Raw genomic sequence first — 21,432 nt, 5'->3', positions numbered from 1 at the left:
ACCATGGCAGAGAACACGCAAAACACCGAAGTCGTTGATGTAAATGAACAAATTGCACAACGAAAGGCTAAATTAAAGGCCTTGCGTGAGCGCGGTGTGGCGTTCCCTAACGATTTTCGTCGCGAAGACTTAGCTGCAGACTTGCATGCTGAGTACGACAATGTAGAAAAAGAAGCGCTCGCCGAAAAAGGTATCCGCGTTGCGGTGGCTGGGCGCATGATGACCCGCCGTATAATGGGCAAGGCGAGTTTCGCGACCATTAAAGATATGAGCGGTAGCATTCAACTTTACGTTGCGCGCGATAACCTGCCAGAAGGCTTTTATAACCAAGAATTCAAGAAGTGGGACCTTGGTGACATCGTCGGTGCGACGGGTACCTTATTCATTACGGGAACCGGCGAGTTAAGTGTGCAAGTGGATGATGTTCGTCTCTTAACTAAAGCATTGCGTCCGTTACCTGATAAGTTTCATGGTCTGGCGGATCAGGAAACGCGCTATCGTCAGCGTTATCTTGACTTGATCACCAATGATGAATCACGCCGCACGTTTATTGTGCGCTCAAAAGTTGTTGATTACATTCGTCGCTATTTAACTGCGAAGCAATTCTTGGAAGTTGAAACACCGATGATGCAAACCATTCCGGGCGGTGCGGCAGCACGACCGTTTGTGACCCATCACAACGCGCTCGACATGGAGTTGTATTTGCGTATTGCGCCGGAGCTTTATCTGAAGCGTTTGGTTGTTGGTGGGTTTGAGAAAGTCTTCGAAATCAATCGTAACTTCCGTAATGAAGGTCTATCGACCCGGCACAACCCAGAATTTACCATGCTCGAGTTTTACTGGGCCTACGCAGATTACCGTGACTTGATGGATCTCACCGAAGATATGTTGCGCGGTATGACCGAAGAAATTCTCGGTTCAAGTCAATTCACTAGCGAAGGCGTTGAGTATGACTTTAGCCAGCCGTTTGCGCGTATGAGCGTGAATGAAGCTATTTTGCAGCACCTGCCGGATGCTACTGAACAACAATTGAGTACCTTGGAGGCTGCAACCAAGCTGGCAGAAAGTATCGGTATTAAGGTCAAGCCAAATTGGGGCTTGGGCAAAGTCCAAATCGAGATCTTCGAAGAAGTAGCTGAACACAAATTGGTCCAGCCGACCTTTATTACTGCCTATCCTGCTGAGGTATCACCGCTGGCTCGTCGCAATGATGAAGATCCACACATTACGGATCGTTTCGAATTCTTTGTTGGTGGTCGTGAGCTCGCAAATGGTTTCTCAGAGTTGAATGACGCTGAAGACCAAGCTGAGCGTTTTCAGCATCAAGTGCAGCAAAAAGATGCGGGTGATGATGAAGCGATGTTCTTTGATGAAGACTATATCACTGCACTAGAGCATGGCTTACCACCAACCGCAGGTGAGGGTATTGGTATCGATCGACTGGTGATGTTGTTGACGGATTCACCTTCGATTCGTGACGTCTTGCTGTTCCCGCACATGCGTCCACGCAAAGACTAACTAATTTGCGACGAAAACAAGCCCCGAAACTGAAAGCGAAAGGTTTCGGGGCTTTTTTATGATGCTGCTTAGGGGAGCGCCTGTAGAAAATCGTCAAGGAGCTCTTGCCGGTCTTCAATGCCGCACGACATGCGCAGCAAATCTTCTGGGCACGGTGTTCCTTCGCCTTCAATGCTCGCGCGGTGCTCAATCAAACTCTCTACACCACCGAGCGATGTAGCCCGTTTCCATAGCTTGGTATGTGCGGCAACGTGAATCGCCGCATCAGCTCCACCGATTAAACGTACCGAGAGCATCCCGCCGAAGCCACCGTGCATTTGTTGTTGGGCAATCGCATGGCCAGCGAAGCTAGGTAAGCCTGGATAGAGAACCTGTGCGATGGCTGGGTGCTGTTCGAGTTGCTCAGCGATAAACTGTGCGGTTTGACACGCTTCACGCACGCGCAAATGCATGGTCCGCATACCGCGTAATAGTTGTGCAGCGTCATGTGGACTTGGTACAGCGCCATTTTGAGCGCGCACGGCACGAATACGCTGCCAGTAGGTGTCATCTCGAGCACCAATTAATGCCCCAGCGATGACATCGGAATGACCGTTGAGATATTTGGTGGCTGAATGCATCACAATATCGGCGCCGAGCTTTAATGGTTGCGTTAACAAGGGCGTTGCACAGGTGGAGTCAACGGCTACTTGCGCGCCGGCGGCATGCGCAAATTTCGCGATAGCGGCAATGTCGCTGATACACCATAGTGGGTTGCCTGGAGTTTCGAGCCAAACGAGTTTGGTTGCGCCCGTTTTAAGATGCTTGGCGACCGTTTCTGCAGCGGTCATGTCGATAAACTCGATGTTTAGTCCCCAATCTGTGGCGAAGTTGAGCAACCAATTACGCAGCGCCCAATACATCACCTTTGGCGCAAGCACGTGATCACCCGGGCGAAGTCCTTGAAATACCGCTGTCGCGGCGGCCATACCTGAACCAAAAAGCAGGGCCTCATGGCCTTCTTCTAACTTTGTTAATAATGCTTCAACGGGTTTGTACGTTGGATTGTCGGCACGGGAATAGACATTACCGGTTGGATAACTGTTATCTTTGCCGCGTAAATAGGTGGTTGCAACGTGAATCGGCGGCACCACGGCTTGCGTTTCTTGGTCAATACTGCCAAGCGATTGCGCCAGAGCTGTGGCGGGGGAATAGGGGTACGATTTCTTCGACATTCTTTGCTAAGCCTCTAACGGCGGGTGTATGGGCTTAGAGTAAAGCTTTAGGGGTTATTTGCAAAGCATAAAAAACGCACCCGAAGGTGCGTTTTTTTTCATGCTACAACGGCTTACGACTTATTCGTGATCGTGGTTGCCGTCAGCGTGAACGTGACCATGGTCGAGTTCACTTGGATCAGCGTCACGAACTTCAACAACTTCAACGTCAAAGTTAAGCGCAACGCCAGCTAATGGGTGGTTACCATCAACAGTTACTTGATCATCGTTGACTTCAACGATAACAACAGACTGTTCACCGTGATCGGTGCTGGCACGGAATTGCATGCCTGGCTCAACAGGATTGTCGCCAAATAAGCTACGCGGTACGCTCTGAATAAGACCGTCGTGACGCTCGCCGTAAGCATTCTCAGGATCGATGTCCGCGGTAAATTTGTCGCCTTCAGTTTTGCCAGATAACGCGTCTTCGAGGCCTTTGATTAACATGCCGCGACCAAAGATAAACTGCAAAGGCTGACCTTCTTTTGATTGGTCTAGCACTTGGCCTTCGGCGGTTTTCACGGTGTAGTGAATACCGACAACTTTGTCTTGGCTAATGGTTTGAGTCATGATTCATCCAATTTATAGGGCAGTGGGTAAATTTCCAAGAGACTCGCGTCATCATCTTTAATACGTAGCTTGGTGTCATTATCGAGATCACTCGGTAACACCGCCAAAATATCCAGATGTTGTTCAGTACGGCTCACTGCATTAATTACCGTACCTGCACGTCGCCAGTTTTCACCAAGCTGTTGCTCAACAGTTGCGCCTGCTGAGACCGGCTTGCCGTGACCACTTAAACGAAAAAGTGCACGCTTTTGTTTACCCAAATATTTCATTCGGGCGACCGTCTCTTGGCCGATATAACACCCCTTACTAAAGCTGATGCCATTTAAGGCTTGTAGATTCAGCATTTGGGGTACGAACTCTTGTATTGTACCTGAAAATAGGGTCGGTCGGCCACGTTCGATTTCCAGCGCCTGCCAGTAGGCAGGGGCTGAATTACTCGGTAGCGCTTCGCCCCGATTCAGACACAGGTATTGATCAGGTTGCGCACCAAGGCTCAAGACAATGGCTTGTTCGGTACGGCTTACTGCAGCAGACTCAGCACTCGCTAATGGCGCATCGAGTAACTCCGCCAAACGTGCAGGTGCTGCGGTACCAAATACGCCGAACAGTTGGAAATCCTCAGTGGCATCTCTGATCTCAACTTTATTAAAAACGCCAAACTTTTGTAGTTGGGCTAAAGAAGCTTCCATCGCAGGTTTTGACGTCACTAAAAGTACGCCATCACCCTCACGAACGAGGAAAAAGTTACTCAGTGTTTTACCTTTATTATCGCAGTGCGCTCCGTAACTCCAGTGTTCCGTATCGAGTTGCTGCAGGTCACAGGTAAATTGGCCTTGTAAAAAACTTTCGGTATCAGGTCCGGAAACCTGCAATACGCCGTGATCAGCAAGGGAAACTGTTACGTATTCCGGTGGAGCTTTGGTAAACTCTGTTGTTAGCACAATCAACCTCGTTATCTTTCGTTGATGTCAAAACGTCTATGACAGATAGGTGGGGACAGTTTTTTATTATACAAGGGGCGATGTCGGAACCTATGGAAAAATTACAACAGAATGCTGATTCTTTGCGTGACAAGAACCGTCTTCGCTGGGCTTGTCGCCGCGGGATGCTTGAACTTGATGTGCTGTTTATGCCATTTGTTGAAGAAGCCTATGATGACCTTAATGCTGAACAGCAAGCTGCTTTTCGACGTTTACTCACCTGCGATGACCCCGATCTATTTGCCTGGTTCATGGGGCATCAACAATGTGAAGATGCGGAACTTAAGAGCATGGTCGATTATATTTTAAGTCGTGTGAAGGTTTGACGTGTGGCTGTGCTGCCAACAACCTTGGCGCTGGTTATCGTTCTTGATAGCGCTGCCAACGTCGGTTTGGGCGGTAGACGAAAACGTAAACACGCTTACGTTGCTGGGGGGCGAGCGGCCCTTGGCGTTGTCTGAACCGCACTGGGTATTTGTAACACCTTGGGTAGTGTTGATTTATTTCATGCGTGTTCGTTCAAATGATCAAAGACTTGCGCCACGCTGGTGGTTTTGTTGCGGTAGCTGGACCGATGCTACCGCATATGCGCGCTGCAGGCGTTTAGCTTTGCTTTGGCGTGAGCACTGTCGGTGACGGGGCGCTAAGTAATTCTGGATAGTCGAGGGTGTAATGTAGACCGCGACTCTCTTTGCGCTGCATTGCACAATGCACAATTAATTCAGCGACCTGCACTAAGTTACGTAACTCTAAAAGATTATTACTGACGCGGAAGTTACTGTAATACTCGTGGATCTCTTGCTGCAATAACTCAATCCGCCGTAGCGCACGTTCTAAACGTTTAGTGGTGCGAACAATCCCCACGTAGTCCCACATAAACAGACGTAATTCGTGCCAGTTGTGCTGAATAATGACTTCCTCGTCGGAGTTAGTCACTTTACTTTCGTCCCAGCGCGGCAATTCAAGCTTCAGCTCGACGTCGTTGAGGCGCTGACAAATATCGGCTGCGGCAGCTTGGGCAAACACCAAGCATTCCAGCAGTGAATTGCTAGCCATGCGGTTGGCGCCATGCAAGCCGGTATAAGCAACTTCACCAATGGCATACAAATGCGGAATGTCCGTCTCGGCATGTAAGTTGGTCATAACGCCGCCGCAGGTATAATGTGCGGCTGGTACAACGGGCATTGCCTGCTGGGTAATATCAATACCCAAGCTTAAACACCTTTCATGAATGGTCGGAAAGTGCTCCTTGATGAATGCGCTGGGTTGATGCGAGATGTCTAAATACATACAGTCTGCGCCTAAACGCTTCATCTCGTAGTCGATGGCGCGAGCGACTACATCACGCGGCGCAAGTTCGGCATCCTCATGAAAATCGGGCATAAAACGTGTGCCATCAGGGCGCTTTAAGACTGCGCCTTCACCACGTAAAGCTTCGGTCAACAAGAAAGAGTGTGCATTTGGGTGAAACAAGCAGGTCGGGTGAAATTGGTTGAACTCCATATTCGCCACACGACAACCCGCACGCCAAGCCATGGCGATACCATCACCACTAGCAACATCCGGATTAGAAGTGTATTGATAAACCTTGCTGGCACCACCTGTCGCTAAGGCAACAAATCGTGCGGCGACCGTTTCGACTCTTTCGGCAGCTCGGTTCCAAATGTACGCGCCATAGACGCGCTGGCGGTCGGATGAGTTTTGCCCAGTGTGGCGTGAGGTAATCAAATCCACGGCATTATAGCGTTCTAAGACACGAATATTGGCGTGCGTTTTTACTTGTTGAACAAGGGTGGTTTGTACTGCGCGCCCCGTGGCATCTGCGGCGTGTAGAATGCGGCGATGACTATGGCCACCTTCTTGATTCAAATGAAACTTACTTTCACCGTCGGCGCTATCGACCCGATCGAAACCAACCCCAAGGTCAATGAGCCACTGCAAGCTCTTTTTAGCATTTTGTGTGGTAAAAGCGACTGCTTCTGGATCGCATAACCCGGCACCAGCAATCAAAGTATCCTGAATATGGCTTTCAATGCTATCATTCTCATCGAATACGGCGGCGATACCACCTTGCGCATAATAGGTTGAACCTTCGGTCAACGGACCTTTGGATAACACCAAGACGTTTGCATGATCAGCAAGATGTAAAGCAAGGGTTAAACCAGCAGCACCGCTGCCAATAATCAGCACGTCGCATTGATAATCGATGACTTGTTCCATAGAGTAGGGGTTTTGTAGAGCGCAATGCGCTGTTTTGCCAACGGAATAGCAGCGATTTTACTCGTTTAGAAAAAATTTGCGAACTTTTTGGGTATAGCCCTGTCTGAACCACCAGCACGCATAAATAAAGGTAGTTGGGCCTGGTTCGCAGTACAAAGATGTGGGTTAAGGAGAACAGGCTCAAATGAGCGAACAAGAAACTGATAAAGCGCTGGTGCTAAGAGTGCAGCAGGGCGACCAACAAGCATTTAATTTGTTGGTGCAAAAATATCAGCACAAGGTAATGAGCCTGATTTCGCGCTATGTCAAACAGGCTGCCGATGTGCCTGATGTAGCACAAGAAGCTTTTGTTAAAGCTTACCGTGCCATAGGAAATTTTCGTGGCGATAGTGCGTTTTATACGTGGCTTTATCGCATTGCCGTGAATACGGCAAAGAATTATTTAGTGTCCCAAGGGCGCAAACCGCCAGCAACTGATGTGGACGCTGAAGAAGCAGATTATTTAGAAAGCGCAGGAGCATTGCGCGACGGTGCATCACCGGAGAGTTTGTTGTTAACCGATGAAATTCGGAATGTGGTGATGGACACGATTGAAAGTTTGCCGGAAGACCTTCGCCGGGCAATTACATTGCGAGAAATCGAAGGACTAGGGTACGAAGAAATTGCAATTGAGATGGATTGTCCTATCGGAACCGTACGGTCACGAATTTTCCGAGCTCGAGAAGCAATCGATGCGCAACTAAGACCCTTATTAGAGCGCTAACAAAGTTTGAGGAATCCATATGACAGACCGTAGCTATGAACAACTATCAGCGTTGCTTGACGATGCAGTGCTCGATGCGCGAGAGCGTGAACAGCACCTTGATAGCTTGTTAAGCGACACTGAAGCGCAGCACGCTTGGGGGCGTTATGCGTTGATCGGTCGTATTATGAAAAACGAGGCAACTTCGGCGACTCCGGTTGATATTAGTGCATCAATTGCAGCGCAAGTTGCCCAAGAGCCACAACCAAGTAACGTTGTGCAAGGTCGATTTGGTAAAGGTCGGCAAATGGTGCAACGTCTCTTAAAACCTACTGGCAGCGTGGCAATTGCAGCCAGTGTCGCTTTAGTCGCCGTCCTTACGGTGCAGCAGACACAACCAGTGATGCCTGAAGAAAGTGTCGAGCCAGCATTTGTGACTAATCCGCTTGGCGGTCGTAGCCCAGTTAGCTACAATACGGTGTTAGAAAGCAATGAACCTACACAAGCAGAGATTGCGCAACAGCGTCGTTTGTTGCAGTTTTATTTGCTTGATCACAACAGTCAACGTCAGCTCTCTTTGCAGGCTCAGCAACTGAATGAACAAGCGCAACAGCAAGCTCCAGAAGACGAACCAACACAGGAACAGCGTCTGTCGAATGACAACTAATCTACTTGGCAGCAGCCTTGTCGGGCTGCTGCTTGCTTTTGCAAGCCCAACTTTCGCCCAAGAATCCTCGCTTTTAAACGCCTCAGCGCAATCCACACAGGTTCCAGCCGCTGAACAACGTTTTAATGAAATGTCCCAAGCTTTACGTGAACTCAACTTTGAAGCGACCTTAGTGCGCGTCTCGGGTGATCGTTTGGAGCCGATGCAATGGCTACACGGCACTTTTCCGGATGGGCTAGAGGCTGAACTCATTGTCATGTTAAACGGGCCCGACAGGCGGATTGTGCGCCTAGGACAAGAAACGTCCTACTATTCACAGTTGGTTGAACAATCTTATTCGCTCACGACAGATGTAACGTACGGTCTATTGCCAGCCGCGTTTTATCAAGACTTTGCTGCTTTGAAACCGCACTATCAAGTAAGTGCAGCTGATCGAGGCGTGCGAGTGGTGGGCCGCGAAACCAAATTTGTACGCGTGCTAAGCCGCGACAATGATCGTTATCACTACGGTCTATGGATCGATAATGATTCAGGTATGCTGTTAAAAATGCAGATGACGACCCCGCAAGGTGAGATTTTAGAGCAACTGCAAGTCACTCACTTTTATGAGGCTGATTCGGTTCCTATTAGTTTGAGTGACGTTCGCGGCGTGCAACGGCCACCGCGGTTGCTGGATAGTCGTAATCGTCAAGCGCCACAGTTCGGTGCACAACCACAATGGTTGCCTGATGGCTTTGAATTACAACGTTCTAATCATCGTTTGTTAGCGCAGACTCGTCTTCCTACGGATCACTTCTTGTACAGCGATGGCCTTACCGAGTTTTCGTTATATATTGCGGAAGGTGACGTTCAGTCACTACCGAACCTAGGCGTGCAGGGCCCTGAGTCAATTTATAATGTACAACTGCAAGGCTTGGCCGTCACTGCGGTCGGAAAACTGCCGTTGAACACGCTGCAACGTATCGCCGATAGTGTTGTGTTGACTGCGAAGTAGGGGGAGCACAATGATTCGTGAAGTTGCTGTGGTACAAGCGATCGAAAACGATCATTTAGAAGTATCGACGGAGCTGCAGACGGGGTGTGGAGGTTGCGCTCAGCAATCGACGTGTGGCGCTGGGATAATTTCCAAAGCCTTCTCTGACCGGCGTGCGACATTTCGGGTCGCACGACCAGACGGTCAGTTTACCGTTGGTGAAACCGTTGAACTGTTGATGCCTGAACAAGCACTTACCCAAGCGTCATTAATTATTTATGGTGTGCCAATACTGACGCTATTAGCCGTTGCCATTATGACGCAAGGACTATTGGGGTTGAGCGAGGGAGTCAGTATCGTGACCGCATTAGTTGGCTTCGCAGCAAGTTTTGTCGCATTGAAGCGTTGGTACCAAATGCGTGATTTGCAGGTATCAAGACTACTACAAGTACGCCAGTTGCACTGAAATTCTCCGAAAAACCTTTGTTCTGGGCCGTATTATCAGTATGATCGGCGGTTATTCACGTATTTCTTTTAGCAGTTGCGGGGGCATGAATGCCAGACAAGGCGTTTAAGCAAGCAAATATTCGAAATTTCTCGATCATTGCGCACATTGATCATGGTAAATCAACGCTATCGGATCGGTTGATCCAACATTGTGGCGGGTTGACCGATCGCGAAATGGCCGAACAGGTTCTTGACTCAATGGATCTTGAGCGGGAGCGAGGTATTACCATCAAAGCGCAAAGCGTTACGCTTCACTATACAGCGGCAGACGGTGAAACCTACCAGCTTAATTTTATCGACACGCCTGGACACGTTGATTTTTCTTACGAGGTTTCGCGCAGTTTGGCGGGTTGTGAGGGAGCTCTGTTGGTTGTGGATGCAGCACAAGGCGTCGAAGCTCAGACCCTTGCAAACTGCTACACCGCGATCGAAATGGATCTTGAAGTGGTCCCCGTGCTGAATAAAATTGACCTGCCGCAAGCTGATCCCATGCGTGTTGCGGAAGAGATTGAAGACATCGTTGGCATTGAAGCGATTGATGCGGTGCAATGTTCAGCGAAAACAGGTATCGGCATTGATGAAGTGTTGGAGCGAATTGTTAAACAAATCCCAGCTCCGCAGGGCGACGCCGAAGAACCGCTACAAGCACTCATTATCGACTCTTGGTTTGATAATTACCAAGGCGTTGTGTCCTTAGTACGAGTTAAGAATGGCACATTGCGTGCGGGCGACAAAATGAAAGTGATGTCGACTGGGCAAACGCATCAGATCGACAAAGTCGGTTTCTTCTCACCGAAGCCGACTGAAACAGGAATCCTACGTTGTGGTGAAGTAGGCTTTGTCATCGCGGGTATTAAAGACATTCTGGGTGCGCCAGTAGGTGACACACTCACGTTAGCTAAGACGCCGGCGGATAAGCCATTACCAGGCTTTAAAAAAGTTAAACCGCAAGTTTATGCCGGAATGTTTCCGATTTCATCGGATGACTATGAAAACTTCCGTGATGCGCTGGGTAAGCTGTCATTGAATGATGCCTCGCTGTTTTATGAACCAGAGAACTCAGCAGCACTTGGTTTTGGTTTCCGTTGTGGCTTCTTAGGTATGCTACATATGGAAATCATCCAAGAGCGACTCGAGCGCGAATATGACATTGATCTCATTACCACTGCACCAACAGTGGTCTACAAAGTGGTGAAAACTGACGGTGCCGAAGTGAGTGTCGATAATCCGTCAAACCTACCGCCGATCAATGATATTGAAACCATCTATGAACCCATTGTCGAAGCAAATATTTTGGTTCCGCAAGATTATTTGGGGAACGTTATTACGCTTTGTGTCGACAAGCGCGGCGTGCAAACCAAAATGGCATACCATGGCAAACAAGTAGCGGTAACTTATGAGCTGCCGATGGCCGAGGTAGTGATGGACTTTTTTGACCGCCTAAAGTCAACGTCACGCGGTTATGCGTCGCTTGATTATCAGTTTAAGCGCTTCCAAGAAGCAGACATGGTGCGCGTGGATGTGCTGATTAACGGTGACCGTGTTGATGCATTGGCGATGATCACGCATCGAGATCACGCGCAGGGCAGAGGTCGCGAACTGGTTGATAAGATGCGCGAACTTATTCCACGACAGATGTTCGATATTGCAATTCAGGCGACCATCGGCAACCACGTGATTGCCCGCTCAACGGTGAAGCAATTACGTAAAAATGTTACCGCTAAATGTTATGGCGGTGATGTAAGCCGTAAGAAAAAGCTGTTACAGAAGCAGAAAGAAGGTAAGAAGCGAATGAAGCAGCTGGGTAATGTTGAGGTTCCGCAAGAGGCTTTCCTCGCGGTGCTGAAAGTAGGGAAATAACAACAAGGTAGACCATGGCAAATTTTTACTCAGTGTTGCTGACCGCTATTACCATTGTGGCGGGGTTGATTTGGTTGTATGACGCTAAGGTGGCTAAACCTAAGCGTCGTGCCCAGGTTGAAGCCGAAGAAAAGCGTTTACAGCAAACGCTCTCAGATGACGCGAAAGAACGTATTGCGCCGCAGGGCAGCATTGCTGAGTTTGCGCAATCGGTGTTTCCGATCCTATTGGTCATTTTGGTTCTACGTTCGTTTCTTTACGAGCCTTTTCGCATTCCCTCAGCGTCGATGATGCCGACCCTGTTAGAGGGCGACTTTATTTTGGTTGAGAAATTCAGCTATAGCTTGCGCGATCCAATTTGGCGACACGAGTTGATTGAAGTTGACACGCCTGAGCGTGGTGATGTTGCGGTCTTCAAATTCCCACCGGAGCCAAGTCTCGATTTTATCAAGCGCATTGTTGGCCTCCCAGGCGATCGGATTATTTATCGGAATAAAACGTTGTACATTCAGCCGGCCTGTGAAGAAGGTATGCAGGATTGTCCTGAGCTTGAGGTGATTGAGCGCAATCTGGAAAGTACTGATGGTATTTTTTTCAATGGCGCGACGCCGTTGCAACAGTTCCGTGAACAGTTAGGGACTGTCTCGCATGCTACTCTTGTGGACCCGACGGTAGGTAATCGCTCGAAATATTATTTTCAGCAAAATGGTACCGCACGCGATGAATGGATCGTGCCAGAAGGGGCCTATTTTGCCATGGGCGATAACCGCGACAACTCAGAAGACAGTCGTTACTGGGGTTTTGTACCGCAAGAAAACTTGGTTGGTCGGGCGGTATTTATTTGGATGAGTTTTGAAATGGATCGGAAACCAACCAGTGCCTTACCGCAGTGGATCCCATCAGGTATTCGTTGGCAGCGACTTGGAGGAGTAGAGTAATCGTGAGCTTACCAAAGCCACCCTTACGCGAGCTAGAGAAAGCCTTTGGTTATACCTTTCGTGATCGTGAGCGCGCTCAACAAGCGCTCACGCACCGTAGTGCCGCCGCCCAGCATAATGAGCGACTCGAGTTTTTAGGCGACTCGGTGCTCGGTATCATCGTGAGTGAAGCTTTATTCGAGAAATTCCCCAAGATTGATGAAGGTGATTTAAGCCGTATGCGAGCGACCCTTGTGTGCGGTCGTAATCTAGCTAAAATCGCGCAACGCTTTGAAATTGGTAAGTTTCTCGTTTTGGGACCTGGCGAAATGAAAAGTGGTGGGCATCGCCGCGAATCGATTTTGGCCGATGCAATGGAAGCTTTGCTCGGTGCGATGTACCTTGAAAGCGACTTAGAAACATGCCGTAAGGTAGTACTCAATTGGCTGGCCCAACAACTGCAAACGATTCAACCGGGCGCTGGGCATAAAGATCCGAAGACACGCTTGCAAGAGTACTTGCAGGCGCAGCAATTACAGCTACCCGTTTATGATGTGGTGACGATTCAAGGGCAAGCTCATAACCAACGTTTTACCGTAAGCTGTACCGTTGAACCGTTAGCTGAACCTGTTTTAGGTTCTGGCACGAGTCGTCGTAAAGCAGAGCAGCAAGCTGCCACACAAACTTTAGAAATGTTGCAAGCGCAACAGGAGACAAACCATGTCTGACAAGTTGCCAGAGCACGATGCGGACCTAACCTCAGCGTCTGCATTTGTGGCGATTGTAGGTCGTCCTAATGTCGGTAAATCGACCTTAATGAACCGCATTTTAGGCCAAAAAATCAGTATCACTTCGAGCAAGCCCCAGACCACCCGCCATCGGATTCTTGGGATTGAAACTGAAGGCGAACGTCAAATCGTCTATGTCGATACGCCGGGCTTGCATACGGACGAGAAAAAAGCCATTAATCGCATGATGAACCGCGCGGCAACGAGCTCAATGAGTGGCGTTGAAGTTGTATTGTTCGTTGTCGAAGCCGAGCGTTGGACGCAAGAAGACGAGCTGGTTTTAGCGAAATTAAAGAAATCCCAACGGCCCGTTATACTCGTGGTGAATAAAGTCGATCAAGTGAAAGACAAAGAAGCTTTATTACCGCTATTACAAAGCCTATCAGAGCGCTATTCGTTCGCCGAAATCATTCCATTATCGGCGAAAACCGGTGCGCAAGTTGATGCGCTTCGCAACGTCGTTCATGCCTATGCAAAGCCGGGCGCTCATCATTATCCAGATGATTACGTAACGGATCGCTCGTTACGTTTTATGACGGCGGAAATTATTCGCGAAAAATTGATGCGTTTTACTGGCGATGAACTGCCGTACAGTACCACCGTAGAAATTGAGCGGTTTCAAACAGCGCCTACAGGTACGACGCACATCAACGCTTTGATTCTCGTTGAGCGCGATGGCCAAAAGCGCATGGTAATTGGTGCTGGCGGAAGTAAACTTAAGACTGTTGGTACTGAAGCACGACGGGATATTGAACGCCTCATCGATGGTAAAGTTCACCTTGAACTTTGGGTTAAAGTAAAAAGTGGTTGGGCCGACGACGAGCGGGCCTTGCGAAGTCTCGGTTATAACGAGGACTAAGTGTAGTGGAACCGGCCTTTGTTCTGCACCGTTGGCCTTTCCAAGATTCAAGCTTATTGGTTGAATTGTTGACTCAGGAACACGGCCGTTATCGGGTCGTCGCCAAAGGTGCGCGGCGACCCAAGAGTCAATGGCGCGCTATTTTACAGCCCTTCACACCGCTTTACGTAGTGACCCAAGGTCGCCACGAATTGCAAAACCTTCGCCATGCAGAAAGTCGCTCAAACGCTTATCCATTGCAGGGTAACGCACTCTATAGCGGCTTTTACCTGAATGAACTTATCCAACGTCTTACTTCCAGCTATCAGTCAGTCGACGGATTATTTGACGACTATCAGAATGCACTTGACGCATTGAGTCAGCGCCTTCCAATAGAGCCGGTGTTGCGTGAGTTCGAATGGCGTATGTTGTGCCATCTTGGTCATGCTTTTGATTGGTGTGCTGATACTCAAGGTGATCCAATTGCCGCGCATAAGCATTATCGATTTAATGCTGAGCAAGGTTTTACGCCGCTCGGAGCTGCCATGCCCGGAACCTATTCGGGAGCTACTTTACAACGCTTAGCAGCGTTTGAGCTCACTGATGCGCACCTGCTAAACTCGATGAAACAAATCATGCGGCACGCGCTTGCTCCTTATTTAGGTGAGCAGCCATTGCGCAGCCGCGAACTCTTCGCACAAATGAAAAGGAAAGACTGATGCATCATGCGCCTTTAGGTAACTCAATTTTATTGGGAGTTAACATCGACCATGTGGCGACCGTTCGGAATGCACGTGGTGTAAGTTACCCCGATCCTGTGGCTGCTGCAGCTATCGCCGAACAAGCCGGCGCTGATGGCATCACCATTCATTTACGCGAGGATCGTCGACATATTAACGATCGTGATGTTGAAGTGCTCGCGCAAACCCTGCAAACGCGCATGAACTTGGAAATGGCGGTGACGGAAGAAATGCTGAAGATTGCGTGTCGCATTAAGCCCGCCTACGTTTGTTTAGTGCCGGAGAAGCGCGAAGAGTTAACCACTGAGGGTGGTTTAGATGTCGCTGGGCAGCAAGATAAAATCACTGCAGCGGTAGAACGTCTGGGTAAGCAAGGCATACAAACTTCGTTGTTTATCGATGCTGACGAACAACAAATCGATGCGGCTGTAGCAACCGGTGCAGGTATTATTGAATTGCACACGGGGCACTATGCCGAGCAAACTGAAGTAAGTGAACAGCAGCGCAGCTTACTGTTGCTGCATGATGCGGCCAAGTATGCACAGGCGAAAGGGTTGCAAGTGAACGCTGGACACGGTTTGCACTATCACAACACAGCAGCGGTTGCGGCTTTACCGGAATTGGTTGAGCTTAACATCGGTCACGCGATTGTCGCACGGGCGGTTTTGGTGGGCTTAGATCAGGCTGTACGCGATATGAAAACTATTATGTTACAGGCGCGTACCGCTGGGCCAAATTAATCGTCATGGCACAATTCTATTCAAGTCGTAAGCCGACGCGCAAGGCCACCGCGCGAACCAAAGCTCCTGCGCTGAAGCAGCAACTTGTGGTAGGACTCGATCATCAAGGTCGCGGCGTGGTGCGTGGCGAACGGGGTGTACGCTTTGTGCGCGGCGCTCTGCCTAACGAAGTGATTGATTTACAGCCGCAGGGCAAATATGACGCTCAGCTGTTACGAATTCACCGCAGCGCGGACGAACGTGTTGATGCTCCCTGTAAATATTACGATGAGTGCGGTGGTTGTGATTTACAGCACCTCGCCGTATCAGCACAGCGCGAACACAAACAGCGTGTGGTACGTGAGTTGTTGCATAAGTTTGCCGGTGTCGACGCGCAACATTGGTTAGAGCCGCTCACCGATCACTCCTTAGCGTATCGGCGGCGCCTGCGTTTGGCGACACATTGGGATACGAAACGTCGACGTTTCCAGCTCGGACTACGAGCTCAGGCGAGTAAGACCATCGTGGCAATGGATAACTGCGTAATTGCCGTTCCTGAACTTAATGAGTTTTTAGAACCTTTGCGCACCTTATTGCCCCAGCTGAAGCTGGTCAGCATGCTGGGCCATATCGAGTTGCTGCAAACCGAGCAACGATTGATCGTATTACGACTGCAAGCGACTCCTGAAGAAGCTGACCGCCAAGCACTTGTGACGTTTGCAAACCAGCATGATGTTCAGGTGTGGTTACATTGTGGTGCACCGGACACCATGCCAACGCCATTGCCTTGTGAGAAAACAACGAGTGAGCATAGCACGCCGCGTTACCAAACCTTAGGTGCTGAACTCGACTTTCAACCCGGCGACTTTTTGCAGGCCCAAGCAACGTTGAGTGAGAAGATGGTAGGGCAGGCATTAGCTTGGTTAGATCCACAGGCAGGCGAAGCGATTCTTGAACTGTATGCTGGCAGTGGAAACTTCACTATTCCACTGGCGTTAGCCGGCGCTCAAATCACCGCGATCGAAGGGGTTCCCTCGATGGTGCAGCGTTTGCAGCGCAATGCCGAGCGTTATGCGGTTAAGGTCTCGGCGTTTCATGCTGATCTTGAACAAAACTGGAAGGCTTACCCCTGGGCCGCGAAAAGTTATAGTAAAGTTTTGCTCGATCCAGCTAGAGCAGGTGCGCCACACGCCATCCGTGAAATTGCAAAGCTGCAGCCGCAACGCATCATCTACGTGTCATGCGCACCAGATACCCTAGCGCGTGATGCAAAAGTGTTGGTCGAGTCAGGCTACCACTTGCGTCAGGCACAAATCATTGACATGTTCCCGCAAACCCATCACATTGAGTGTTTGACGTGGTTTGAACGGGAGGCATAGTCGTGGTGTATGTGCGCAGTACCCATGTTGATAAACCGGAACAACACGGTGACTGGTTACAGCATGTGACAGCCGAAGTAACAAAAACGCAGCTGCTTGAGCATTACCAGCAGCTGCAGGCTCACTTACAAGCAAAAAAACATCCAGAGTGGCTGCTGAAAGGGCAAGAAATGGTCGAAATTTTGGCCGCTCTGAACCTTGATACTGACTCGTTGTTAGCAGCACTCTACAGCCCTGCCTATCAGGCCCAAGCAATCAGCCGTGAAGCTATCGTTAAAGACCATGGCGAAACTCTTGCTGCGCTGCTCGATGCTGTGCAACAAATGCAAATGATTAGTGATTTGCAGCATTTTCAGCACGGTAAACCGAATGTTGAGCAGATCGATAACGTTCGCCGCATGCTGTTATCGATGGTGGCTGATGTCCGTGCTGTGCTGATCAAGTTAGCCGAACGCATTTGCGCTTTGCGCGAAGTGAAAAGTGCCGACGAGGAAACGCGTGTCTTAGTCGCCAAAGAATGCCAGGACATTTATGCGCCGCTAGCAAACCGTCTTGGTATTGGTCAATTAAAGTGGGAGCTAGAGGATCTGGCCTTCCGCTATTTACACCCCACCACCTATAAAACCATCGCCAAGCAACTGCACGAGCGCCGCGTTGACCGCGAAAACTACATCATCGACTTTGTCGCTAAATTGCAACAAAGCTTGCAGGTTGAAGGGGTGCAAGCAGATGTGTACGGGCGACCAAAACATATCTACTCGATATGGCGGAAAATGCAGAAAAAGCATTTAAGCTTCGAGCAGCTCTACGACATTCGTGCGGTGCGCATTATTACCCACTCTTTGAAGGACTGTTACGCTGCGCTAGGTGTTGTGCATAGCCAATGGCGACATATTCAATCGGAATTCGATGACTACATTGCAACGCCCAAGGCGAATGGTTACCAATCGATCCATACCGTGGTGATTGGACCCGAAGAAAAGCATGTGGAAATTCAAATTCGCACTGCCGATATGCATGATGATGCCGAACTCGGGGTTGCTGCACATTGGCTGTATAAAGAAGGTAACACCGGTAAACAAAGCGGCTTTGAAGAGAAAATCGCGTGGTTACGTAAGCTGCTTGCGTGGCATGAAGATATGGCCGAGAACGACGATCTGGTTGCCGAGATTCGCTCGCAAGTGTTTGAAGACCGGGTTTACGTGTTTACGCCCAAAGGTGAAGTTATCGACTTGCCGCACGGTGCTACGCCACTTGATTTTGCCTATTACATTCACTCACAAGTGGGGCACCGATGCGTAGGTGCTAAAGTCGATGGACACATTGTTCCATTCACGTATACGCTCAAAAATGGTGAGCGGGTCGAAATTTTGACTCAGAAAAATAGCAAGCCCCGCCGTGACTGGCTGAATCCAGCTTTGGGTTATTTACGAACCTCGCGCGCGCGCAGCAAGGTCGTTACTTATTTTAAGAAACTGGATCGTGATAAAAATCTCAAGGCCGGGCGTGAGTTGCTGGAAACAGAGTTACAAAAGTTAGAAATTCCGCTGAGCCAAGCGAGCACGGTACTCGATCGCTTTAACTTTAATCAGCTCGATGATTTGCTTGCCGCGATTGGCGCTGGTGATGTGCGGCTTAATCAGGTGGTCAATCAACTGAAACCAACACCTGATGCCGCGACCGAGCGTTTGGAGCGTCTCCAGCGCAAAAATCAGCGTAAGCCAGGTAAACATAGTGATGTAAGTGTTCAAGGCATTGGTAACTTAATGGTGCAGTTTGCAAAATGCTGCCAGCCATTGCCCGGCGAACCCATTATGGGCTTTGTCACTCAAGGGCGCGGGGTGAGTGTACATCATCGTGACTGCGAACAGTTGAAACACCTACTTGAGGTACACCCCGAGCGCGGCTTGCAAGTGCATTGGAGTCGACAGGAGCAAGGTCGTTATCGTGCCGATTTACGCATCGATGCCGATGATCGTAATGGTTTGCTGCATGACATTACCGCTATTTTGGCTAATGAGAAGACCAGCGTGGCACAACTTGATTCGCAGCTTGATACGACGACCCAACAGGCGCGTATTTCACTCGGTGTATTCATTGAAGGACAAGCCGGTTTGCAGCGGATTATTGACCGATTATTACAAGTTAAAGGTATTCATAAGGTAGAACGCAGTGGCAGTCACTAAGGTAGAAGAACTGAACATCGACGCGACGGTATTTCCTGGCGTGGCAGCGCTGCTGGAAGTGATGCGCCACTTGCGCGATCCGGAGCATGGGTGCCCTTGGGATTTAAAACAAACATTAACGAGTTTAATCCCTTATACCATTGAGGAAGCCTATGAGGTCGCGGCCGCATTAACTGAGGGTAATCTTGCCGCGATTAAAGACGAACTGGGCGATTTGCTGTTTCAAGTGGTGTTCTATACCCAGTTGACCAGCGAAGCAGGGCAATTTAGTTTTGATGAAGTGGCCGCACAAACAGCCGACAAATTGATTCGTCGTCATCCACATGTGTTCGGTGACGAAAATGCGCAAACCGATGCCGAAATTAAAGCCCAATGGGAAGCAATAAAACAACAAGAGCGGGCCGAAAAGGGCGAGGTTGAATCGGTGTTTCAGGGCATACCCGATAATTTACCGGCCATTTTACAAGCGCAGAAGTTGCAAAAGCGTGCCGCGAACGTTGGCTTTGACTGGCCGAACATTGCTCCAGTATTGGCAAAGATACAAGAGGAAATCGCTGAAGTCGAAGCGGAACTCGATGCTGAGCACATTGATCAACAAGCACTTGAAGACGAGATTGGTGATGTACTTTTTGCCGTAGTAAACCTTGCGCGCCATGCTCAGGTTAACCCCGAGCATGCATTGCGGCGTACAAACCTAAAGTTTAAACGCCGGTTTCAAGCTATTGAACAGCGTCTTGCTGAAGCGGGTAAAACAGCAGAAGATATGAACTTAGAAGAACTTGAAGAGTGTTGGCAACAAGTAAAGCGGGACAGCTTAGCGTAATTTTAAATTGTCGGAATTAAGTCGTTAAGGTATACTGTTTTCCCGTCTTGAAGCAATTCCCATTTAACCTGACGACTTAGGTTTCGCATGACAACTAATTATATTTTCGTCACCGGCGGTGTTGTATCTTCGCTGGGTAAAGGTATTGCTGCAGCTTCTTTGGCGGCAATTCTTGAAGCACGTGGCCTACAGGTCACTATCCTCAAACTGGATCCGTACATTAACGTCGATCCTGGTACCATGAGTCCAATTCAACACGGTGAGGTTTTTGTCACCGAAGACGGGGCCGAAACCGATCTCGACTTAGGTCATTATGAGCGTTTTATACGTACCCGTATGACCAAAAAGAATAACTTCACAGCCGGGCGTGTCTATGAAGATATTATTCGTCGTGAGCGTCGCGGTGAATTCTTAGGCGCGACCATCCAAGTTATTCCGCATATTACTAACGAAATAAAGCGTCGCATTATTGAAGGTGGCGAGGGGTATGACGTCGCCATCATTGAGATTGGTGGCACCGTTGGTGATATTGAATCGCAACCTTTCCTTGAAGCAATTCGGCAGTTGGCTACCGAAGTCGGACGTGACCACACCATGTTCATGCATCTGACGTTAGTACCGTTCTTAGGCGCTGCTGGCGAAGTAAAAACCAAGCCAACGCAGCATTCAGTGAAAGAACTACGCTCGATTGGTATTCAACCCGATATTCTGGTCTGTCGTTCTGATCGTGCTTTACCCGCCAACGAACGCGCGAAAATCGCCTTGTTTACCAATGTTGAAGAACGCGCCGTTATTGGTCTGAAAGACGTTGATAGTATTTATAAGATCCCAGCGATTTTGAAGTCGCAGGGCTTAGATGAACTGGTAGTGAATCGTTTCCGCTTAGATCGTCCGGAAGCCGACCTGTCGGAATGGGAGCAGGTCCTTTATCAAGAGTCGAACCCCAGTGGCGAAGTTACCGTTGGCTTTGTTGGTAAATATATTGAATTGCCGGATGCCTATAAATCGGTAAACGAAGCGTTGGCACATGCTGGCTTAAAAAATCGTTTAACGGTAAATATTCGCTATATTGATGCGCAAGATGTCGAAACCAAAGGTGTTGCGAAATTAGCAGATGTTGACGCGATTATCGTTCCGGGTGGTTTTGGCGAACGCGGTATTCAAGGCAAAATCATGGCTGCGCAGTATGCTCGTGAACAGAAAATCCCGTATTTGGGAATCTGCTTAGGCATGCAAATCGCATTGATTGAATACGCTCGCCATGTTGCCGGTCTCGAGGGCGCTAACAGTACTGAATTTGATGCCGACGCAAAGCATCCAGTGGTAGGTTTGATCACTGAATGGATGGATGCGCAAGGCCAAAAGGAACTCCGCGACCAGCATTCGGATCTTGGCGGCACGATGCGCTTAGGCGCGCAGCCATGCAACCTGGTTGCTGGCACGAAGGCATACGAACTTTATGCTGAAGACGTCATTCAGGAACGCCATCGTCATCGTTATGAAGTTAACGGTACCTACATCGATAAGCTTGAAGCTGCTGGTTTGAAAATTTCCGGCTGGTCTCATGATAACCGTTTAGTCGAAATCATTGAGATCCCTGAGCATCCTTGGTTTATTGCAGCACAGTTCCACCCGGAGTTCACTTCAACTCCGCGTGATGGACACCCGCTGTTCCGTGGCTTTATTGAAGCTGCAGGTAAGTATCAGAAGCAACGTCGCGGCTGAAGGTCGCCGAAACAGGAGAGAAGTTTT

At 49.2% G+C, this 21,432-nt stretch carries 21 protein-coding genes; 17 read left to right on the top strand and 4 right to left on the bottom strand.

What is annotated here, in order from left to right:
- Positions 1–3: 3 nt before the first annotated feature.
- Positions 4–1,518 (top strand): lysine--tRNA ligase, encoded by a 1,515-nt coding sequence (gene lysS, locus CWI70_RS03310; protein WP_126770542.1) that lies wholly within the window; start codon positions 4–6, stop codon positions 1,516–1,518.
- 68 nt (positions 1,519–1,586) lie between these two features.
- Here lysS and CWI70_RS03305 read toward each other — a convergent pair whose 3' ends face one another.
- From CWI70_RS03305 to ygfZ, 3 genes are all read right to left on the bottom strand, one after another.
- Positions 1,587–2,732, bottom strand: coding sequence for a trans-sulfuration enzyme family protein (locus CWI70_RS03305; RefSeq protein WP_126770540.1), 1,146 nt, complete (start codon positions 2,730–2,732; stop codon positions 1,587–1,589).
- A 120-nt stretch (positions 2,733–2,852) separates the two neighbouring features.
- Complete coding sequence (locus CWI70_RS03300; protein ID WP_126770539.1) at positions 2,853–3,341, bottom strand: FKBP-type peptidyl-prolyl cis-trans isomerase; 489 nt, start codon at positions 3,339–3,341, stop codon at positions 2,853–2,855.
- Positions 3,338–4,282 carry a tRNA-modifying protein YgfZ gene (gene ygfZ / locus CWI70_RS03295; protein WP_241967811.1) on the bottom strand — a complete coding sequence of 315 codons (945 nt, stop codon included), beginning with the start codon at positions 4,280–4,282 and terminating at the stop codon, positions 3,338–3,340. Before ygfZ ends, CWI70_RS03300 begins: the two co-directional genes overlap by 4 nt.
- A gap of 92 nt (positions 4,283–4,374) precedes the next feature.
- Here ygfZ and CWI70_RS03290 point away from each other — a divergent pair, with 92 nt between their 5' ends.
- On the top strand, positions 4,375–4,647 hold the full coding sequence (locus CWI70_RS03290; protein WP_126770536.1) for an FAD assembly factor SdhE: 273 nt from the start codon (positions 4,375–4,377) through the stop codon (positions 4,645–4,647).
- A gap of 3 nt (positions 4,648–4,650) precedes the next feature.
- The gene (locus CWI70_RS12505) at positions 4,651–4,782 is read left to right on the top strand and encodes a hypothetical protein (protein ID WP_275540743.1); all 132 of its coding nucleotides are present in this window, start codon (positions 4,651–4,653) and stop codon (positions 4,780–4,782) included.
- A 142-nt stretch (positions 4,783–4,924) separates the two neighbouring features.
- On the opposite strand, the gene nadB is transcribed toward CWI70_RS12505, so the two are convergent.
- Positions 4,925–6,541, bottom strand: coding sequence for an L-aspartate oxidase (gene nadB / locus CWI70_RS03285; RefSeq protein WP_126770534.1), 1,617 nt, complete (start codon positions 6,539–6,541; stop codon positions 4,925–4,927).
- A 184-nt stretch (positions 6,542–6,725) separates the two neighbouring features.
- Here nadB and rpoE point away from each other — a divergent pair, with 184 nt between their 5' ends.
- The 14 genes from rpoE (at position 6,726) to CWI70_RS03215 (ending at position 21,405) form a co-directional block, all read left to right on the top strand.
- Positions 6,726–7,304 (top strand): RNA polymerase sigma factor RpoE, encoded by a 579-nt coding sequence (rpoE, locus tag CWI70_RS03280; protein WP_126770532.1) that lies wholly within the window; start codon positions 6,726–6,728, stop codon positions 7,302–7,304.
- A 19-nt stretch (positions 7,305–7,323) separates the two neighbouring features.
- Complete coding sequence (locus tag CWI70_RS03275; protein ID WP_126770530.1) at positions 7,324–7,950, top strand: sigma-E factor negative regulatory protein; 627 nt, start codon at positions 7,324–7,326, stop codon at positions 7,948–7,950.
- Complete coding sequence (locus CWI70_RS03270) at positions 7,940–8,944, top strand: MucB/RseB C-terminal domain-containing protein (protein ID WP_198677642.1); 1,005 nt, start codon at positions 7,940–7,942, stop codon at positions 8,942–8,944. The genes CWI70_RS03275 and CWI70_RS03270 overlap by 11 nt, the downstream gene beginning before the upstream one ends.
- Positions 8,945–8,954: 10 nt before the next feature.
- The gene (locus CWI70_RS03265) at positions 8,955–9,389 is read left to right on the top strand and encodes a SoxR reducing system RseC family protein (protein ID WP_126770527.1); all 435 of its coding nucleotides are present in this window, start codon (positions 8,955–8,957) and stop codon (positions 9,387–9,389) included.
- 89 nt (positions 9,390–9,478) lie between these two features.
- Entirely contained in the window at positions 9,479–11,290 is a 1,812-nt protein-coding gene (gene lepA / locus CWI70_RS03260; RefSeq protein ID WP_126770525.1) for a translation elongation factor 4, read from the top strand.
- Positions 11,291–11,304: 14 nt separating this feature from the next.
- A complete protein-coding gene (gene lepB, locus CWI70_RS03255; RefSeq protein ID WP_126770523.1) occupies positions 11,305–12,228 on the top strand; it encodes a signal peptidase I in 924 nt (307 codons plus the stop codon).
- 2 nt (positions 12,229–12,230) lie between these two features.
- Positions 12,231–12,935 (top strand): ribonuclease III, encoded by a 705-nt coding sequence (gene rnc, locus CWI70_RS03250; protein ID WP_126770521.1) that lies wholly within the window; start codon positions 12,231–12,233, stop codon positions 12,933–12,935.
- Positions 12,928–13,854, top strand: a complete 927-nt coding sequence (era, locus tag CWI70_RS03245; protein WP_126770519.1) for a GTPase Era — start codon at positions 12,928–12,930, stop codon at positions 13,852–13,854. The genes rnc and era overlap by 8 nt, the downstream gene beginning before the upstream one ends.
- A gap of 5 nt (positions 13,855–13,859) precedes the next feature.
- Positions 13,860–14,552, top strand: a complete 693-nt coding sequence (recO, locus tag CWI70_RS03240; RefSeq protein WP_126770517.1) for a DNA repair protein RecO — start codon at positions 13,860–13,862, stop codon at positions 14,550–14,552.
- Entirely contained in the window at positions 14,552–15,313 is a 762-nt protein-coding gene (pdxJ, locus tag CWI70_RS03235) for a pyridoxine 5'-phosphate synthase (RefSeq protein ID WP_126770515.1), read from the top strand. Before recO ends, pdxJ begins: the two co-directional genes overlap by 1 nt.
- A gap of 5 nt (positions 15,314–15,318) precedes the next feature.
- A complete protein-coding gene (rlmD, locus tag CWI70_RS03230) occupies positions 15,319–16,671 on the top strand; it encodes a 23S rRNA (uracil(1939)-C(5))-methyltransferase RlmD (protein ID WP_126770510.1) in 1,353 nt (450 codons plus the stop codon).
- Positions 16,672–16,673: 2 nt separating this feature from the next.
- Complete coding sequence (relA, locus tag CWI70_RS03225; protein ID WP_126770508.1) at positions 16,674–18,857, top strand: GTP diphosphokinase; 2,184 nt, start codon at positions 16,674–16,676, stop codon at positions 18,855–18,857.
- Positions 18,844–19,680, top strand: coding sequence for a nucleoside triphosphate pyrophosphohydrolase (mazG, locus tag CWI70_RS03220; protein WP_258240282.1), 837 nt, complete (start codon positions 18,844–18,846; stop codon positions 19,678–19,680). Before relA ends, mazG begins: the two co-directional genes overlap by 14 nt.
- A gap of 87 nt (positions 19,681–19,767) precedes the next feature.
- Positions 19,768–21,405 carry a CTP synthase gene (locus CWI70_RS03215; RefSeq protein WP_126770506.1) on the top strand — a complete coding sequence of 546 codons (1,638 nt, stop codon included), beginning with the start codon at positions 19,768–19,770 and terminating at the stop codon, positions 21,403–21,405.
- Positions 21,406–21,432: the final 27 nt, after the last annotated feature.

It is taken from the genome of Pseudidiomarina homiensis (assembly GCF_003987225.1).
Taxonomy (GTDB): domain Bacteria; phylum Pseudomonadota; class Gammaproteobacteria; order Enterobacterales; family Alteromonadaceae; genus Pseudidiomarina; species Pseudidiomarina homiensis.
This window is presented reverse-complemented; position numbering and strand designations above follow the sequence as displayed.

Bases quoted from the DNA above. Each gene is read 5' to 3' on its own strand.
- lysS (WP_126770542.1), top strand. From the start codon at position 4: ATGGCAGAGAACACGCAAAACACCGAAGTCGTTGATGTAAATGAACAA.
- CWI70_RS03305 (WP_126770540.1), bottom strand. From the start codon at position 2,732: ATGTCGAAGAAATCGTACCCCTATTCCCCCGCCACAGCTCTGGCGCAA.
- CWI70_RS03300 (WP_126770539.1), bottom strand. From the start codon at position 3,341: ATGACTCAAACCATTAGCCAAGACAAAGTTGTCGGTATTCACTACACC.
- CWI70_RS03290 (WP_126770536.1), top strand. From the start codon at position 4,375: ATGGAAAAATTACAACAGAATGCTGATTCTTTGCGTGACAAGAACCGT.
- nadB (WP_126770534.1), bottom strand. From the start codon at position 6,541: ATGGAACAAGTCATCGATTATCAATGCGACGTGCTGATTATTGGCAGC.
- rpoE (WP_126770532.1), top strand. From the start codon at position 6,726: ATGAGCGAACAAGAAACTGATAAAGCGCTGGTGCTAAGAGTGCAGCAG.
- CWI70_RS03275 (WP_126770530.1), top strand. From the start codon at position 7,324: ATGACAGACCGTAGCTATGAACAACTATCAGCGTTGCTTGACGATGCA.
- CWI70_RS03270 (WP_198677642.1), top strand. From the start codon at position 7,940: ATGACAACTAATCTACTTGGCAGCAGCCTTGTCGGGCTGCTGCTTGCT.
- CWI70_RS03265 (WP_126770527.1), top strand. From the start codon at position 8,955: ATGATTCGTGAAGTTGCTGTGGTACAAGCGATCGAAAACGATCATTTA.
- lepA (WP_126770525.1), top strand. From the start codon at position 9,479: ATGCCAGACAAGGCGTTTAAGCAAGCAAATATTCGAAATTTCTCGATC.
- lepB (WP_126770523.1), top strand. From the start codon at position 11,305: ATGGCAAATTTTTACTCAGTGTTGCTGACCGCTATTACCATTGTGGCG.
- era (WP_126770519.1), top strand. From the start codon at position 12,928: ATGTCTGACAAGTTGCCAGAGCACGATGCGGACCTAACCTCAGCGTCT.
- pdxJ (WP_126770515.1), top strand. From the start codon at position 14,552: ATGCATCATGCGCCTTTAGGTAACTCAATTTTATTGGGAGTTAACATC.
- rlmD (WP_126770510.1), top strand. From the start codon at position 15,319: ATGGCACAATTCTATTCAAGTCGTAAGCCGACGCGCAAGGCCACCGCG.
- CWI70_RS03215 (WP_126770506.1), top strand. From the start codon at position 19,768: ATGACAACTAATTATATTTTCGTCACCGGCGGTGTTGTATCTTCGCTG.